Here is a 15631-nt window from a genome sequence, read left to right as displayed (position 1 = left end):
ATGAGCTCTGCCGCGTCCGTCGAACGGGTGCACGTCCGCGCCCCGGGGAAGATCAACGTCTTCCTCGGGGTCGGCGGGCGCCACGACGACGGGTATCACGCCCTCGCGACCGTCTTCCAGGCGGTGTCGCTGTACGAGGACGTGATCGCACGGGCGGCGGACGACTTCTCGGTGACGGTCAGGGGAGCGGTGGACGCGGATGCCGTTCCGCTCGACGACCGCAACCTCGCGATGCGTGCGGCGAAGCTGCTCGCCGCCGCCGCCGACTACCACGGGGGAGTGGCGCTCGAGATCCGCAAGAGCGTGCCCGTCGCCGGCGGCATGGGCGGGGGATCGGCGGATGCCGCAGCCGCCCTCGTGGCGTGCGATGCGCTGTGGGGCACCGGGTTCTCGCCCGCGCGGCTGCACGAGTTGGCTGCGCGGCTCGGGGCCGACGTGCCCTTCGCCCTGCACGGGGGCACCGCCGTCGGCACGGGGCGCGGCGATCAGCTCAACCCCGCGCTCGCCCGCGGCCGGTTCGACTGGGTGCTGGTCACCAGCGACGAAGGCCTCTCGACCCCCGTCGTGTACGAGCAGCTCGACCTGCTCCGCGAGGAGCAGGGGGCGCTCGCCGACGATCCGCCGTTGAGCCTCGACGTGCCGATCCCCGTGCTGCAGGCGCTCCGGTCGGGCGATGCGGTGCAGCTCGCGGCGAGCCTGCACAACGATCTGCAGGCGGCCGCGGTGCACCGGCGTCCCGACCTCGAGGAGACCATCCGGCGCGGCATCCGCGCGGGTGCGCTCCACGGCATCGTGTCGGGCTCCGGACCCACGGTCGCCCTCCTGTGCGGTGACCCGGAGTCCGCACAGGCGGTGCAGACGGCGTTGCAGCAGGCGGGTCGCGAAGCGCTGCACGTGCACGGCCCCGTGCCGGGCGCACGCATCCTGGTCTGACCCGATTCCCGACCCGCGCTCCGTTCCCGCGCTAGGCGCTTTCGTGCGCTCAGGGTCATAATGTACGTACGATGTGACCGTGCACATAAGGGTGCACATGCAAGGAGGCCGTGATGTCCACTGCCTCCGAGCGCGCCCGGATGCCCAGCATCCGCGATGTCGCCCGTCTTGCCGGGGTCTCGCATCAGACCGTCTCCCGTGTGCTCAACGATCATCCGAGCATCCGCCCCGAGACGAAGGCGAAGGTGCTCGACGCGATCTCGGTGCTCGACTACCGCCCGAATCTCGCCGCCCGTGCGCTCGTCACGAGCAGATCGAACATGCTCGGCGTGCTCTCGGCCACGATCGGGGAGTTCGGGCCGACCTCGTCGATCGCGAGCATCGAGGATGCCGCTCGCGAGGAGGGGTACTCGGTCTCGACGCTCAACCTCGCGGCGACCACCCCGGAGGCGATCGGCAGCGCCGTGCGCCAGCTCGCGCGCGAACAGGTCGACGGAATCGTGGTGCTCGCCCCTCAGGTGCGCGTGTTCCACGTGCTGCGGGGGATGGCGGTCGACTTCCCGTTCGTCACGCTGCAGACCGCGTCGGGGTCGGACGGGGTGAGTCTGTCGGCGGATCAGGTCGCCGGGGCGCGAGCCGCGACCGAGCATCTCATCCGCCTCGGACACAGCGACATCCTGCATCTGGCCGGCCCGCAGGACTGGATCGAGGCGGAGTCGCGCATGCGCGGATACCTCGACGGCCTGCGCGAGGCCGATCTGCCGACCTTCCCGCCGATCCGCGGCGACTGGACCGCGGACTTCGGCTACTTCGCCGGGCAGGAACTGTCGCGCCGGCGCGACTTCACGGCGGTGTTCGCGGCGAACGACCTCATGGCGATCGGACTCATGCACGGGTTCCGCGATGCCGGGGTGCGCGTACCCGACGACATCAGCGTCGTCGGGTTCGACGACGTTCCGGTGGCCGCGCACGTCGCACCGACCCTCACCACGGTGCACCAGGACTTCCCCGAACTGGGCCGTCGCGCGGTGAAGATCCTGCTCGCGCAGATCCGCGGAGAGCAGGCTCCGGAGTTCGGTCCGATCCAGACCACGGTGCGCGATCGCGAGTCCGCGGGGCCCCACGCGCCGCGCAGGTCACGGTAGCGACACGAAAATCCGCGCCGGACTTGACAGGCCCGGTATGCCGGAGTTGTATGTACCAATGTGAACGGTCACATCGAAGGTGACCGCACGTCGCGAGGAAGATCCGTGAGCACCACAGCAACGTTGCCTACCGTGTCTGGCCCGATCCTGGAGATGAAGAACATCACCAAGGAGTTCCCGGGGGTCAAGGCTCTCGCCGACGTCTCGATCACTGTCCGCGCCGGCGAGATCCATGCGATCTGCGGCGAGAACGGTGCCGGGAAGTCGACGCTCATGAAGGTGCTGTCGGGGGTGTACCCGTACGGCACCTACGACGGAGAGATCCTGCTCTACGGCGAAGAGCAGCGCTATAAGGACATCGCGGCGAGCGAAGCCGCCGGCATCGCGATCATCCACCAGGAGCTCGCGCTCATCCCCGAGCTCTCGGTCACCGAGAACATCTTCCTCGGCAACGAGATCCGCCGCTTCGGCACGATCGACTGGCAGGCGCAGACGAAGCGCGCCACCGAGCTGCTCGCCCGCGTGGGTCTCAACGAAGACCCCGACGTGCAGATCAAGACCCTCGGCGTCGGCAAGCAGCAGCTCATCGAGATCGCCAAGGCGCTCAACAAGGACGTCAAGCTGCTCATCCTCGACGAGCCGACCGCCGCGCTCAACGAGAACGACTCGCAGCACCTGCTCGACCTGATCCTCGGCCTCAAGGCCAAGGGCATCGCGTCGATCATGATCAGCCACAAGCTCAACGAGATCGAGCAGATCGCCGACGAGATCACGATCATCCGCGACGGCCGCACGGTCGAGACCCTCGACATCTCGCGCGGCGAGATCAACGAGGATCGCATCATCCGCGGCATGGTCGGTCGCTCGCTCGAGAGCCGCTACCCCGACCGCACCCCCGAGATCGGCGAGGTGTTCTTCGAGGTCAAGGACTGGTGGGTGCAGCATCCGACCGTCTCCGAGCGCATGGTCGTCAAGGGCTCCAGCCTCAACGTGCGCCGTGGTGAGGTCGTCGGCATCGCCGGACTCATGGGCGCCGGGCGAACCGAGTTCGCGATGAGCATGTTCGGACGCTCCTACGGCACGTTCCTCGGCGGCACCATGGTCAAGGACGGCCAGGAGATCTCGCTGCCCGACGTCGCCTCGGCGATCAAGCACGGCCTCGCCTACGTGAGCGAGGACCGCAAGGTGCTGGGCCTCAACCTGCTCGACACGATCAAGCGATCGGTCGTCGCCGCCAAGCTCTCCAAGATCACCAAGCGGGGCGTCGTCGACGACCGTGCGGAGTTCGCGGTCGCCGAGCAGTACCGCAAGGCGCTGCGCATCAAGACCCCCTCGGTCGAGGAGGGCGTCGGCAAGCTGTCGGGCGGCAACCAGCAGAAGGTCGTCCTCGCCAAGTGGATGTTCACCGACCCCGACCTGCTGATCCTCGACGAGCCCACCCGCGGCATCGACGTCGGAGCGAAGTACGAGATCTACGCGATCATCAACGAGCTCGCGGCGCAGGGCAAGGGCGTCATCGTGATCTCCAGTGAGCTGCCCGAGCTGCTCGGCATCTGCGACCGCATCTACACCGTCTTCGAAGGTCGGGTCACCGACTGCATCCCGGCCGACCAGGCGACACCCGAGGCCCTCATGCGCAGCATGACCTCCGCTACCCAGAAAGCATCCGCATGACCACCGACACCACGACCGCGAAGCGCGGGTTCCACTTCAAGGACATCACCAAGATGTTCGGCGGCGGTGGCACCTCGACCCTGCGCCAGTTCGGAATCCTCGGCAGCCTGATCGTCATCATCGTGCTGTTCGAGATCCTGACGCTCATCCGAAACGGGCCCAACGGCGCGACGCTGACCTCGGGCAACCTGATCAACGTCATCAACCAGTACTCGTTCATCCTGATCCTGGCGATCGGCATGGTGATGGTCATCATCATGGGGCACATCGACCTGTCGGTCGGCTCGGTGGCGGCGTTCACCGGCATCATCGTGGCGAAGTCCATGCAGGACTGGAGCCTCCCCTGGCCGCTCGCGATCCTGCTCGGCCTGGCCGTGGGTGCCGCCGTCGGCGCCTGGCAGGGCTTCTGGGTCGCGTACGTCGGAGTGCCGGCGTTCATCGTGACGCTCGCGGGCATGCTGCTCTTCCGCGGTGCTCAGCAGTGGATCGGCGATGCGCAGACCATCCCGGTCCCCAAGGGCTTCCAGATCATCGGCACCGGCTACCTGCCCGAGATCGGCCTGCCGTTGCCGTTCAACGTGCCGACCATGCTCCTCGCGCTCGTCGCGGTCGCCTGGCTCGTGTTCTTCGAGATCCGCACCCGCCGCGTCCAGCACAAGATGGGCTCCGAGAGCGCGCCCCTCTGGGTGAGCATCACCAAGGTCGTGCTCCTGTCGGTCGTCGTGCTCGTCGCCGCGTGGATGTTCGCGACCGGCCGTCCGGGCACGAGCTTCCCGGTCCCGGGTCTGATCCTCCTCGCCCTCGTCATCCTGTACACCTTCGTCACGAGCAAGACCGTTTTCGGCCGTCACATCTACGCCGTCGGTGGCAACCGCCAGGCCGCACGGCTGTCGGGTGTGAAGGACCGCTGGGTCGACTTCTTCGTCATGATGAACATGTCGGTGCTCGCCGCCCTCGCCGGAATGATCTTCGTTGCCCGTTCGCAGGCCTCCGGCCCGAACGACGGCACCGGGTGGGAGCTCGACGCGATCGCCTCGGTCTTCATCGGTGGCGCGGCCGTCGCCGGTGGTATCGGCACCGTGATCGGATCGATCATCGGTGGTCTCGTGATGGCGTTCCTCAACAACGGCCTCGCACTGCTCGGCCAGGGCGCCGACGTCGTCTCCATGATCAAGGGCATCGTGCTCCTCTTCGCCGTCGGTATCGACGTGTGGAACAAGCAGCAGGGCCGCCCCTCGCTCATCGGCTTCATGACGCGCCGCTTCGGGCGTCAGGTGGATCCCGCCACCGAGACCTTCGAGCCCAACAAGACCTACCAAGCCCCACCCGTCGACAAGACGAGCGGAAAGTAGGGGTCGGATCGCGTGGCCCACGCGCGTTCAGGCCTTCACACACCAGAGAAAGAGATCACATGAAGAAGATCCTTGTTACGGCGACAGCGCTTGTCGTCGCGGGCGCCTTCGCCCTCACCGGCTGCTCATCGGAGCGCGGCGGTGACACCGGATCCGGCGGCGAAGAGGCCACCAGCGGCTTCGAGGCGGGTTCGACGATCGGTGTCGCACTCCCCGACAAGACGTCGGAGAACTGGGTGCTCGCCGGAAAGCTGTTCACGGACGGACTCGAGTCGGCCGGCTTCAAGGCCGACGTGCAGTACGCCCCGGCCAGCAACACGGTCGCCGAGCAGCAGAACCAGATCCAGGCCATGGTCACCAACGGCGCCAAGGTCATCATCATCGGTGCGAAGGACGGCAAGCAGCTGGCCACGCAGGTGCAGGCGGCTCAGGATGCCGGCGCCAAGGTGATCGCGTACGACCGTCTCATCGAGAACACCGAGGCCGTCGACTACTACGTCGCGTTCGACAACTTCAAGGTCGGCCAGCTCCAGGGCCAGGCTCTGCTCGACGGCCTCGCCGAGCGCGCCGGTCACGAGGCCCCGTACAACATCGAGCTGTTCTCGGGTTCGCCGGATGACGCCAACTCGGCCGTGTTCTTCAACGGTGCGATGGACGTCCTCCAGCCGAAGATCGACGACGGCACGCTGAACGTGGTCTCGGGTCAGACCGCGATCGCCCAGACCGCGACCGAGGGCTGGCTCGCGGAGAACGCCCAGAACCGCATGGACACGCTCCTGACCGGCTCGTACAGCGGTGACACCGTCCTCGACGGCGTCCTGTCCCCGAACGACACCCTCGCCCGCGCCATCATCACCTCGGTGCAGCAGGCCGGCAAGCCGGTTCCGGTCGTCACGGGTCAGGACTCCGAGGTCGAGTCCGTCAAGTCGATCATGGAGGGCATCCAGTACTCCACGATCAACAAGGACACCTCGCTCCTCGTTGCGCAGACCATCAAGATGGTCGAGCAGCTCCAGAAGGGCGAAGAAGTCGACGTCAACGACACCGAGCAGTACGACAACGGCGCGAAGGTCGTTCCGGCGTACCTCCTCGAGCCGCTGATCGTCACCAAGGAGAACGCTGCCGACGCGTACGCGAACGTCCCGAGCCTGCTCGAGATCGTGAAGTCGTACGAGTAAGCACCTTCTGTGCTGAACGAACCGCCCGGGTCATCCGACCCGGGCGGTTCGTGCGTTCGCGGGTGTGCGAGTGCGCAGGGGCGCTCAGTCCGCGGCGACCTGCAGCGCGAGCTCGCAGAACATCGATTCCGCCCACGAGAACCACGGGCGGCTGAACACGGCGGGATCGTCGACGTCGATGCTCTCGTGCACGTGCCCGGTGCCGGCATCCGTCTCGGCGATCATGCGCAGCAGGCGGATGCGGTCGTCCGGAGTGCCGACGAGCCCCTCGACGGCGAGGGCGATCGGCCAGACGCGCCGCTCGCGGGTGTGGGGGCTGCCGATGCCGCGGAGGGCGGTGCCCGCGAACCAGTACGGGTTCGCGGGGCTCAGTACGACGCGACGCGTCGCCTCCCAGATCTCACGGTCGATCACCTCGGGGGCGATCAGCGGGAGCGACAGCAGGGACGGGGTGTTCGCGTCGTCCATGACGAGCGCGCCGCCCAGGCCGTCGACCTCGTACGCGTAGATCGGCTCGCCGTCGGGCCCGTCGATGATGCCGTGCGCACTCACACCGGCTCGCAACTCGGCGGAGAGGGCGAGCGCGTCAGCGGCGAGCACCTCGTCGTGGAGCACCTCGCGAGCGATCTCGGCGAGGGCGCGCAGCGCCTGGGCGGCGAAGAGGTTCGCGGGAACGTTGTACCCGAAGGTGCACGCGTCGTCCGAGGGGCGGAATCCGCTCCAGGTCATCCCCGTGTGCGCGACGGCGGAGCCGCGGCCGCCGCGGGGGAGCGTCTCAGTGGGGATCGGGGTGTCGCGCTCGAACCGGTAGGCGGACTCCTCGTGGTGCTGCTCGGCACGGAGCTGATCGACGATCGTGCGGAGGACCGCGTGCACGCGCTCGTCGAAGACGGCGGTGCGCCCTGTACTGCGCCAGAGCGTGTGGGCCAGCGAGAGCGGGTAGCAGAGGCTGTCGACCTCGTACTTCTGCTCCCAGACCTCGGGGTCGTCGCAGACGTCGTCCGGGTCGTAGTGGGCGCCGGTGGGGCCGTCGTTGAACGCGTTGGCGTAGGAGTCGTGCGCGAGGAATCCGAACTGCCGACGCACCACCCCCTCGACCAGGTCGGCGAGCTGCGGACTCCGGTCGAGGAAGCGCAGGTACGGGGTGAGCTGCGTCGTGGAATCGCGCAGCCACATCGCCGGGATGTCGCCGGTGATGATGAACACCCGTCCCTCCTGGTCGATACCCACCGTCTCGGTGAGGGTGCGCAGCAGGGCGGCCTCCACGAGGTCGCCGATGCGCTCACCACTGGTGCGCCGCACGCCGTCGGCGGCGTCCGCGATCAGATTCCGCGTGCGGACATCGGGCGTGAACGCCGTCAGCTCGTCCATCCGGTGCGGCCCTCCTCGTCGGTGATGCGGATCGTGATCGCGTCGTGGGTGGGATCGTGCACGGATGCCGTCCACGCGAGGATCTCAGCGGGCAGGGCCTCGGGTCGCCCGCTCGCCCAGGAGCCCAGCGCGTCGAGTCCGAGGTCGACCGGGGCCGTGGTGCGGCCGCCCGCTGCGACGGTCACCCGGGTCACCGCCAGCAGCGTCCGACGTCGGGGACGGATGCCGTGCTCGTGCCGCCGCCCGTAGAGCGGAACGGCGAGGGAGATCTCGGATGCCGAGGCGTTCGCGACGTCGATCAGGACCGTGACACGCTCGCCGCTGCCCAGGCCGGCGGCCGGGATGGTGGGGGACTCGCCGGGAGCAGCGGGGCGCAGACGGACCTCGACCGTCGACGGTGTGCCGGTGCCGAAGAGCACTCCGGCGGGGTGGCGTGCATCGAGGTAGCCGCGCGCCGTCTCGCGGCGCTCGTCGTGCGCGACCGGCAGCACTCCGTCGGCGGAGGGGAGCGTCGCCGGCAGCAGGCCTCCGCCGACACCGGTGGTCAGGGCGGTGACGATCGCCTCTCCACCGCCGGGACCGGGGAAGGGCGCGAGGATCACGGCATCCGAGAGCGCGATGACGTCGTCGAGCGGGCGCGGGCGCCCGTCGATCACGACCGCGATCACCCGTGGTGCCCCCGAGGCGCGTGCGGCGCGGAGCAGGGCGAGCTGCGCGTCCGGCAACCCGAGGTGCGCGAGATCCACGCCCTCGCCATTGGTGGTGTCGGGTGCCGGCGCATCGATCGCGCCGTTGTCGGCGAACTCGTCGTCGTAGCTGCGGCGGCTCGTACCGCCGAGCACCACGAGGGCGACGTCGGCGCCGTCGAGGGCTGCGCTCACAGCATCCCGGGCGCGGGTGGGATCGGAGAGTTCGCCGCGATGCGTGGAGCCCTGCGCGACGCGCACCCGCTCCGCGCCGTATCGGGTGACGAGTGCGGAGTGCACGGTGGAGGAGGTCGGGTCGGGGACCGGACGCGGGGGCGTGTAGTCGCCGAGCTGGGCGTCGAGGTCCGAGGCGTTCGGTCCGAGGAGGGCGATCACGGGGCCGGCGTCCGCGTGATCTCCGGCAGCCGGAAGCGGGAGCGCCCCCGCGTCGTGCACGACGACGACGGACTGGGCGGCGGCACGCGCGGCGAGGGAGAGGAACGCGCGCTCGCGCTCGGGGTCGGCAGGAATCGCGGCCGGCACGTCGGCTTCCCCGAGCAGACCGAGGCGGCGCTTGAGCGCGAGCACGCGGTCGGCGGCCCGCGTGACGACCCCTTCGTCGAGGATGCCGCGATCGACGGCCTCCTCGACGTGCGTGAAGGCCTCGTCCCACAGGCTGAGGTCGACACCCGCGTCGAGAGCGATCGCCGCGGCCGTCGCCGGATCGGGGGCGCTGTCGCGCAGACGATCGATCGCCGTGCCGTCGGCCATCACGAGGCCGTCCCAGCCCCACCCCTCGCGCAGCGTGCCGGTCAAGAGCTCACGATTCGCACTGCAGGGGATGCCGTCGATGTCGTTGTACGCGGCCATGAAGCCGGCGACTCCGGCCCGGGCGGCGGCGTAAGCCGGACGCAGATGGATCTCGCCCAGCTCCCGGCGCCCGATCGGTGCGCCGGAGCCGTTGCGGCCTCCGATGCCCGCGCCCTGCGCCGCCAGGTGCTTGGCGACGACGGCGACGCGGTCGGGGGCGATCACGGATGCTGCAGCCGCGGCATCCGTGCCCTGCATCCCGCGCACCGTCGCCTCGACGAGCAGGGCGGCGAGCGCCGGATCCTCGCCGAAGCACTCTTCGGCGCGGCCCCAGCGCGGGTCGCGCAGCACGTCGAGTCCCGACACCAGCGCGACGTGCGTGCCGCGCAGGCGCGTCTCGGCGGCGACGTGCACCGCGAGCTCTTCGGTGAGGGCGGGATCCATACCCGCGCCGAGGGCCAGGTTGACGGGGAGGGTCGTGCCGCCGAGGGCCATGAGCCCGTGCGGCACCTCCTCGACGAACAGCGTCGGCAGGCCCCCGCCGTGCGTGACGATGTACTCCTGCACGGCCCGATAGGCCTCGGCGCTGCGCTCGGGCGGGATGCCGTTGCTCCACCGCACCTGCGACCACGGGTCGGCGCGCAGCACGCCGTAGATCGCGCCGATCCCACCCCAGCGGTCGACCTCGCGGCGCAGGACGTCGGTGATGCGGGGTGCGCCGTCGACCCAGCGCACCGCTTCCCAGCCCTTGAGACGCTGATTGATCTGGCCGACGCGCTCGCGCAGGGGCAGATGTGCAGAGCCCGTCATCCCTTGATCGCCCCGGAGACCAGCGCCTTCTGCATCTGCTTCTGCAGCACGGTGTAGACGAGATAGACGGGCAGCAGGGTCAGGAGGGTTCCGGCCATCAGCACACCGTAGTCGGTTCCCGCGTCGACCTTGAGGGTCGGCAGCGCCACCTGGATCGTGCGCTGGGCGGTGTCGGGTCCGATGAGGATGAGCGGGTACAGGTACGCGTTCCAGAACGAGAGGAAGTTCAGCAGCAGCACGGTCGCGATACCGGGGATGCAGATCGGCAGGTAGACCTGGCGGAGCACCTGCAGCGTCGTCGCGCCGTCCATCGACGCCGCCTCTTCGAGCTCGCGCGGGATGGTGCGCATGAAGGCGGTGAGGATGACGATCGACAGTGGCAGCGCGGTCGCCGGGAGCAGCAGCACCACGAAGGTGCGCGTGTGGAACAGGCCGAGCGATGCCGCCAGCAGGAAGGTAGGGAACAGCGCGGCGAACGAGGGGATCAGGAAGCCCAGGCTGAAGACGGTCTCGATGATGCGGCCGATCCTGCCGGTGGCACGGGCCAGCGCGAACGCGGCGGGGAGCGCGAGGAGCAGCGTCAGGATCAGCGCGGCCACGGTCGTGAGGGCGGAGTTGGCGACGGCGAGGCCCAGATCGGCCTGGCGCAGCGCCGTGGTGAAGTTCGAGAGGTCCCAGCTCGTGGGGAGCGCGAGGGGCGACTCGAAGATCTCCTCGTTCGTCTTGAACGACGACGCGATGAAGTAGTAGAAGGGGATGATCAGGATGGCCGCGTACAGCCAGGCCAGCGTGCCGCTCGTGATCGATCCGACCCGGTCGCGGAGGGGGAGGACGGTGCGTGATGCCATGGGATGCTCCTTCGTCCGGTCAGTGGGTCGCGCGCAGCGTGCGGCGGATCAGCCACATGCCGAGCAGTCCGAGGATGAACAGGATGACGCCGACGGCCTGGCTGTAGCCGAGGTTCGTCTCGACGAACGCCTTGCTGTAGATGAGGTACGACAGCGTCATGGTCGAGGTGCCGGGGCCGCCCTGGGTGAGCAGCAGCACGGTCTGGGCCGAGTTGAACAGCAGCGACAGGAACTGCAGCATCGTCACGACGCCGATGAAGTCCTGGGCGATCGGCCAGTACATGCGCCACGCCACCCGCCAGTCTCCGGCGCCGTCGACGCGGGCGGCCTGCACGATCTCGGTGTCGACGCCGTCGAGGCGCGCGGCGATCAGCACCGCCGAGTAGCCGATGCCGCTCCAGAGCTCGACGGCGATGATCGCGCCGAGCGCCGTGCTCGGGTCGGCCAGCCAGGCGTTCCCTCCCAGGCCCAGGGGAGCGAGGATGCCGTTGATCAGGCCGTCGGGGTTGAGCATGGCGTAGAAGACCATCGCCGTCGCCGGGGCGGAGATGAGGGCCGGGATGAAGAGCAGGTAGCGGAGCACGCGGTGACCGCGCGGCTTCTGCACGACGTAGAACGCGAGCAGGAACGCGAGGATGATCATGATCGGCAGGCCGACGACGATCTGGATGGCGGAGTTGCCGAGTGCGGCCCAGAAGGTCGCATCGGCGAACACCGCGCGGAAGTTGTCCCAGCCCGCGAAGGTCGGCGTCTCGAGCATGCCGGGCCAGCGCAGGAACGAGATCACGAAGATCGCGACCACGGGGCCGATCATGAACACGGCGTACCAGATGAGCGCCGGCAGGGCGAGGCCGGGGAACCGCTCGCGCAACGACGAGCGACGGGGGCGTCGGTTCGGGGGCAGGGCGGTGACGAGCTGTTCGGTGGTGGGGGCGGGGGCGAGCGCGGTCATGGTGTCCTCTCGGGCCCTCAGGCCGCGGCGTAGGCCTTCTCGAACGTGTCGATGATCTGGTCGGCGGAGGCGCGGCCGTAGGCCATCGCGGTCGCGCGGATCATCGGCTCGAAGACGGCGTCGGGGATGAGCAGGTCGGGCAGCATCACCGGGGTGACCTGATCGGTCGTGAGCTGGGAGGCCTGTGCGACGAGGGGGAAGTCGCGGCTGACCACATCGGTGATCCGGCTCATGTCGCGGCCGGAACCGAGGATGAACTCGCTCGTGACCTCGGGCGTGTAGAGGTTCTGGATGAAGGGCTTCAGCAGGTCGAGCTTCTCGGCGCCGTTCGCGCTGATCCAGATGCCGTGGCCGTTGAAGCTCTGGATGACGGTGGGATGGGCGACGACGCCGCCGCGCGACGGGGCGGGCCAGCCGCCGACCGTGACCTCGGCAGCGCGTTCGGCGGGCACGAGGGCGAGCGCCGACGACATCGCCGGGACGATCGCCGCCTTGCGGGTGTTGAACTGGGTGAGTTCGGAGTCGGACGTGTAGCCCTGCACGTTGTCGACGAACACGCCCGCGTCGCGCAGCTCGACGAAGTGCTCGACGCCGGCCACGGCGCCCGGGAACTCCGAGAGCTTGCCGGAGGAGAACGCCTTCTTCGCCTCGTCGCGGGTGAGGAAGCCCTGCAGGATCTGCAGGAACATCTTCTGGCCGCTCCAGTCGGAGCCGCCGACGGTCACGGGGCCGATGCCCTTCGAGCGCAGTGCGTCGGCCACGGCGATCAGCTCGTCCGAGGTCGTCGGGATGCCGACGCCGGCCTCGTCGAGGAGCCCCGTGTTGAAGGAGACCGGCCAGTTGGTGCGAGTGAACGGGAAGGCGCGCAGGTTGCCCTCGGCATCCGTCCATTCCTCGAGCGCCTCGGGGATGATCTTGTCGCGCAGGCCCCACTCGTCGAGCAGATCCTGCACCGGGATGGTGGCACCGAGGCGGGTCCACGAGAGCGTGCGGCCCTGCAGGTTGACCATCGCGATGTCGGCCTCCTTGCCGGCCAGCGAGCTGGTCTCGAAGACGATCGGCAGGTCGGAGCCGTTCTTGAGGAGGGCGACGGGACGATCGTTCGCCCGCGAGTAGGCGGCGACGACGTCCGAGAACACCTGGGCGCCCGAGACGGCGCCGCTGAGCTGGGTGTGCACGGAGATCGAGCCCGCCGCGCTGGACGTCGGCATGAGGGGGCCGCATCCGGTGAGCAGGGGGATCATCACGCCCCCTCCGATCACCGCCCCGAGAAAGGTGCGCCTGCTGATGCCTTCGGTCATGAGCCCTCCTGAGAGCTGCAGTGCTACGGATGGATGTGTCGCGGCGCGCTTTGTAAAGCGGTACACGTCAACGTGCGATTAATGTATACCGCTTTACAACGGAGGGTCAACACCCTAATCTCGGTGGTGTGAGCGAGAAGGTGACGAACGAGAAGAAGCCCGCCCGCGCGACGATCGCAGCGGTCGCCGCGCGCGCCGGGGTGTCGCCCTCCGCCGTGTCGCACGTGTTCAACGGACGGCCCAACGTGTCTGCGGCGACGGCCGCGCGCATCCGTCAGGCGGCCGACGAGTTGCACTGGCGTCCGAACTACGCGAGCCGCAAGGTGAGCGGTCAGGGTGGACGCAGCCTCGGTCTCGTGATCGCCCGCTCGGGTGACACGTTCGAGCGCGATCCCTTCTTCATGCGGCTGATCGCGGGCCTGACCGAACCGCTCGCCGAGATCGGATGGTCGCTCTCGCTCACCCTCGTGCGCGCCGACGACGAGGAGCGCGTGTACCGCGAGTGGTGGAGCGAGCAGCGAGTGGATGCGTTCCTGCTCGTCGACCTCCGCGACGACGACCCCCGCATCGGCTTCGTTCGCGAGCTCGGCGCACCCGCCGTGCTGCTCGGAGCGCCGGTCGACGACGCCGTGCCGGCCGTGACCGTGCATGATGATGCCGCGTACGAGGAGGTGCTCGAGCACCTTCACGGTCTCGGCCACTGCGCCGTCGCGCGCGTGAGCGATTCGCCCGGTCTCGTGCACGCCCGCGATCGTGATCGTCGGTTCGTGGATGCCGCAGAGAAGCGCGGCATGACCTCGCTCGTGCTGCGCTGGGATCGCGCGGCATCCGATCCGGTGGCCGATCTGCTGGCGCGCGCCGAAGCGACGACGGCCCTGCTCGTCGACAGTGAGGCCCTCGCGGCCGAGATCGTCGCGCATGCGCCCGAGATCGGTGTGCGCGTGCCCGAGCAGCTGTCGGTGATCGCGTGGGAGGACTCCTGGGTCTCGAGCCTGGTGCGCCCGCGGCTCACCGCGCTCGACGCCCCGGTCGAGGAGAGCGCTCGCACCGCGGTGGCGCTGCTCGCACAGCTCGTGAGCGGAGAGGACGTCGGGTCGCAGAGCGTGTCGGCGCGGCGCCTGATCGTGCGCGAATCGAGCGGCCCCGCGCCGACGGATGCATGATCCCCGATCCCCGAGACTTCCTGCCCACGATCGAGAAGGACCACAGATCAGTGACTGACAACACTCCGCGCTCCGATGCCCCGCGTTTCGAAGCACCGCGTTTCGAAACACCGCGTTTCGGGGCGAACTACACCCCCTCCCAGGACTGGATGTTCCAGTGGATGGGGATCGACGCCGATGTCGTGCGCGCGGACTTCGAGGCGCTCGCCGGGCTGGGGCTCGATCATGTGCGGGTGTTCCCGCTGTGGCCCGTGCTGCAGCCGAACCGGACGCTCATCCGCCGCAAGGCGCTCGACGACATCGCTCTCGTGGCCGACATCGCGGCCGAGTTCGAGCTCGACATCGCTGTCGACGTCATCCAGGGCCACATGTCGGGCTTCGACTTCGTGCCGGCGTGGCTGGTCAACTGGCACGACGGCAACATGTTCACCGACGAGGAGGCGATCCAGGCGCAGGCGGCGCTCGTCGCCGCGGTCTACGACGCTGTGCGCGACAAGCCGAACCTCATCGGTCTGACGCTCGGCAACGAGCTCAATCAGTTCCAGCTGCCCAACCCCGCCGCGATGCCCGCCGAGAGCGCGCAGATCACGCACTGGCTCGAGAGCCTGCTGGGGGCGCCGCGCGATCGTGATCCGCGCCACCTCATCGCGCACAGCGAGAACGACCACCTCTGGTACCGCGACGGGCATCCCTTCCTGCCCGAGCACGCGTCCCGTCTCGGTGATGTCACGACGGTGCATTCGTGGATCTTCAACGGCACCGCGGCGCGCTACGGCGGCCTCTCGTCGCCGTCGGTTCGCCACGCCGAGTGGATGATCGAGCTCTCGAAGGCGTTCGCGACCGATCCGCAGCGCAAGGTGTGGCTGCAGGAGGTGGGTGCGCCGTCGATGAATCTCGCCGACGACGAGATGCCCGAGTTCGCCACGCGCACGGTCGAGGCGGCGCTGACCACCGAGGGCCTCTACGGCATCACGTGGTGGTGCTCGCATGACGTATCGCGCTCACTCGGGGACTACAAGGATCTCGAGTACTCGCTCGGACTGCTCGACACCGAGAACGTCGTCAAGCCGCTGGGTCGGCGGTTCGCGGAGCTGGTCGCTCAGGCGCGGGCGGATGCTGCGGGTGCCGGTGACTCTCCGGTCATGCCGCGCACCGTGGGTGTGGTGATCGACGTGGATGCCGACGACCTTCCGCTCTCGCGCACCGACCTCGCCCCCGGCGGGCGGGTGTTCGAGCGCTGGCACGAGCTGCGGGAGCAGGGCGAGCCCGTGACCGTGGTCACCTCGCGCACCGCTCAGGATGCCGCATCCCTCGCCACTCGCGGAATCGACACCGTCGTCGAGGTCGCGCAGCGCGCCTGACGGCGTCGTGCCTGACGGGATCGTGCCTGACGGGATCATGCCTGATG

At 69.0% G+C, this 15631-nt stretch carries 11 protein-coding genes and 1 pseudogene; 7 read left to right on the top strand and 5 right to left on the bottom strand.

Annotated features, from left to right (window positions below):
- The 5 genes and pseudogenes from KV396_RS01355 to KV396_RS01335 all read left to right on the top strand — a co-directional run bounded on the left by KV396_RS01355 (nucleotide 1) and on the right by KV396_RS01335 (nucleotide 6282).
- Nucleotides 1-933: a 4-(cytidine 5'-diphospho)-2-C-methyl-D-erythritol kinase gene (locus KV396_RS01355; protein ID WP_247634285.1), complete on the top strand. Its 933-nt coding sequence runs from the start codon at nucleotides 1-3 to the stop codon at nucleotides 931-933.
- Between the two features lie 113 nt (nucleotides 934-1046).
- Entirely contained in the window at nucleotides 1047-2078 is a 1032-nt protein-coding gene (locus KV396_RS01350) for a LacI family DNA-binding transcriptional regulator (RefSeq protein WP_247624880.1), read from the top strand.
- A gap of 192 nt (nucleotides 2079-2270) precedes the next feature.
- Nucleotides 2271-3752 (top strand): annotated as a pseudogene (mmsA, locus tag KV396_RS01345) (multiple monosaccharide ABC transporter ATP-binding protein); the annotation flags it as partial.
- Nucleotides 3749-5104: a multiple monosaccharide ABC transporter permease gene (gene mmsB, locus KV396_RS01340; protein ID WP_247634286.1), complete on the top strand. Its 1356-nt coding sequence runs from the start codon at nucleotides 3749-3751 to the stop codon at nucleotides 5102-5104. The pseudogene mmsA and the gene mmsB, both read left to right, overlap by 4 nt.
- A 59-nt stretch (nucleotides 5105-5163) precedes the next feature.
- Nucleotides 5164-6282 (top strand): substrate-binding domain-containing protein, encoded by a 1119-nt coding sequence (locus KV396_RS01335; protein WP_247634287.1) that lies wholly within the window; start codon nucleotides 5164-5166, stop codon nucleotides 6280-6282.
- An 84-nt stretch (nucleotides 6283-6366) separates the two neighbouring features.
- Here KV396_RS01335 and KV396_RS01330 read toward each other — a convergent pair whose 3' ends face one another.
- Genes KV396_RS01330 through KV396_RS01310 form a run of 5 tightly spaced genes read right to left on the bottom strand, consistent with a single transcriptional unit; the run spans nucleotide 6367 to nucleotide 13060 of the window.
- The gene (locus tag KV396_RS01330) at nucleotides 6367-7653 is read right to left on the bottom strand and encodes a glycoside hydrolase family 125 protein (protein WP_247956596.1); all 1287 of its coding nucleotides are present in this window, start codon (nucleotides 7651-7653) and stop codon (nucleotides 6367-6369) included.
- Complete coding sequence (locus KV396_RS01325) at nucleotides 7641-9959, bottom strand: glycoside hydrolase family 3 protein (protein ID WP_247956595.1); 2319 nt, start codon at nucleotides 9957-9959, stop codon at nucleotides 7641-7643. The genes KV396_RS01330 and KV396_RS01325 overlap by 13 nt, the downstream gene beginning before the upstream one ends.
- Nucleotides 9956-10807, bottom strand: a complete 852-nt coding sequence (locus KV396_RS01320) for a carbohydrate ABC transporter permease (RefSeq protein ID WP_247634290.1) — start codon at nucleotides 10805-10807, stop codon at nucleotides 9956-9958. The genes KV396_RS01325 and KV396_RS01320 overlap by 4 nt, the downstream gene beginning before the upstream one ends.
- 19 nt (nucleotides 10808-10826) lie before the next feature.
- Nucleotides 10827-11759: a carbohydrate ABC transporter permease gene (locus KV396_RS01315; RefSeq protein WP_247624873.1), complete on the bottom strand. Its 933-nt coding sequence runs from the start codon at nucleotides 11757-11759 to the stop codon at nucleotides 10827-10829.
- A 17-nt stretch (nucleotides 11760-11776) separates the two neighbouring features.
- Complete coding sequence (locus KV396_RS01310) at nucleotides 11777-13060, bottom strand: ABC transporter substrate-binding protein (protein ID WP_247956594.1); 1284 nt, start codon at nucleotides 13058-13060, stop codon at nucleotides 11777-11779.
- Nucleotides 13061-13188: 128 nt separating this feature from the next.
- On the opposite strand from KV396_RS01310, the gene KV396_RS01305 reads away from it, so the two are divergent.
- Both KV396_RS01305 and KV396_RS01300 read left to right on the top strand, forming a co-directional pair.
- Complete coding sequence (locus tag KV396_RS01305; RefSeq protein ID WP_247956593.1) at nucleotides 13189-14223, top strand: LacI family DNA-binding transcriptional regulator; 1035 nt, start codon at nucleotides 13189-13191, stop codon at nucleotides 14221-14223.
- A 50-nt stretch (nucleotides 14224-14273) separates the two neighbouring features.
- The gene (locus KV396_RS01300) at nucleotides 14274-15584 is read left to right on the top strand and encodes a glycoside hydrolase 5 family protein (RefSeq protein ID WP_247956592.1); all 1311 of its coding nucleotides are present in this window, start codon (nucleotides 14274-14276) and stop codon (nucleotides 15582-15584) included.
- Nucleotides 15585-15631: the final 47 nt, after the last annotated feature.

It is taken from the genome of Microbacterium galbinum, assembly GCF_023101185.1.
Classification (GTDB): Bacteria; Actinomycetota; Actinomycetes; order Actinomycetales; family Microbacteriaceae; genus Microbacterium; species Microbacterium galbinum.
Note: the sequence above shows the minus strand (reverse complement) of the source record. Positions and strands in the feature narration are given on the sequence as shown.

Coding starts and splice junctions, on each gene's coding strand:
- KV396_RS01355 (WP_247634285.1), top strand. CDS start 1: ATGAGCTCTGCCGCGTCCGTCGAACGGGTGCACGTCCGCGCCCCGGGG.
- KV396_RS01350 (WP_247624880.1), top strand. CDS start 1,047: ATGTCCACTGCCTCCGAGCGCGCCCGGATGCCCAGCATCCGCGATGTC.
- mmsB (WP_247634286.1), top strand. CDS start 3,749: ATGACCACCGACACCACGACCGCGAAGCGCGGGTTCCACTTCAAGGAC.
- KV396_RS01335 (WP_247634287.1), top strand. CDS start 5,164: ATGAAGAAGATCCTTGTTACGGCGACAGCGCTTGTCGTCGCGGGCGCC.
- KV396_RS01330 (WP_247956596.1), bottom strand. CDS start 7,653: ATGGACGAGCTGACGGCGTTCACGCCCGATGTCCGCACGCGGAATCTG.
- KV396_RS01325 (WP_247956595.1), bottom strand. CDS start 9,959: ATGACGGGCTCTGCACATCTGCCCCTGCGCGAGCGCGTCGGCCAGATC.
- KV396_RS01320 (WP_247634290.1), bottom strand. CDS start 10,807: ATGGCATCACGCACCGTCCTCCCCCTCCGCGACCGGGTCGGATCGATC.
- KV396_RS01315 (WP_247624873.1), bottom strand. CDS start 11,759: ATGACCGCGCTCGCCCCCGCCCCCACCACCGAACAGCTCGTCACCGCC.
- KV396_RS01310 (WP_247956594.1), bottom strand. CDS start 13,060: ATGACCGAAGGCATCAGCAGGCGCACCTTTCTCGGGGCGGTGATCGGA.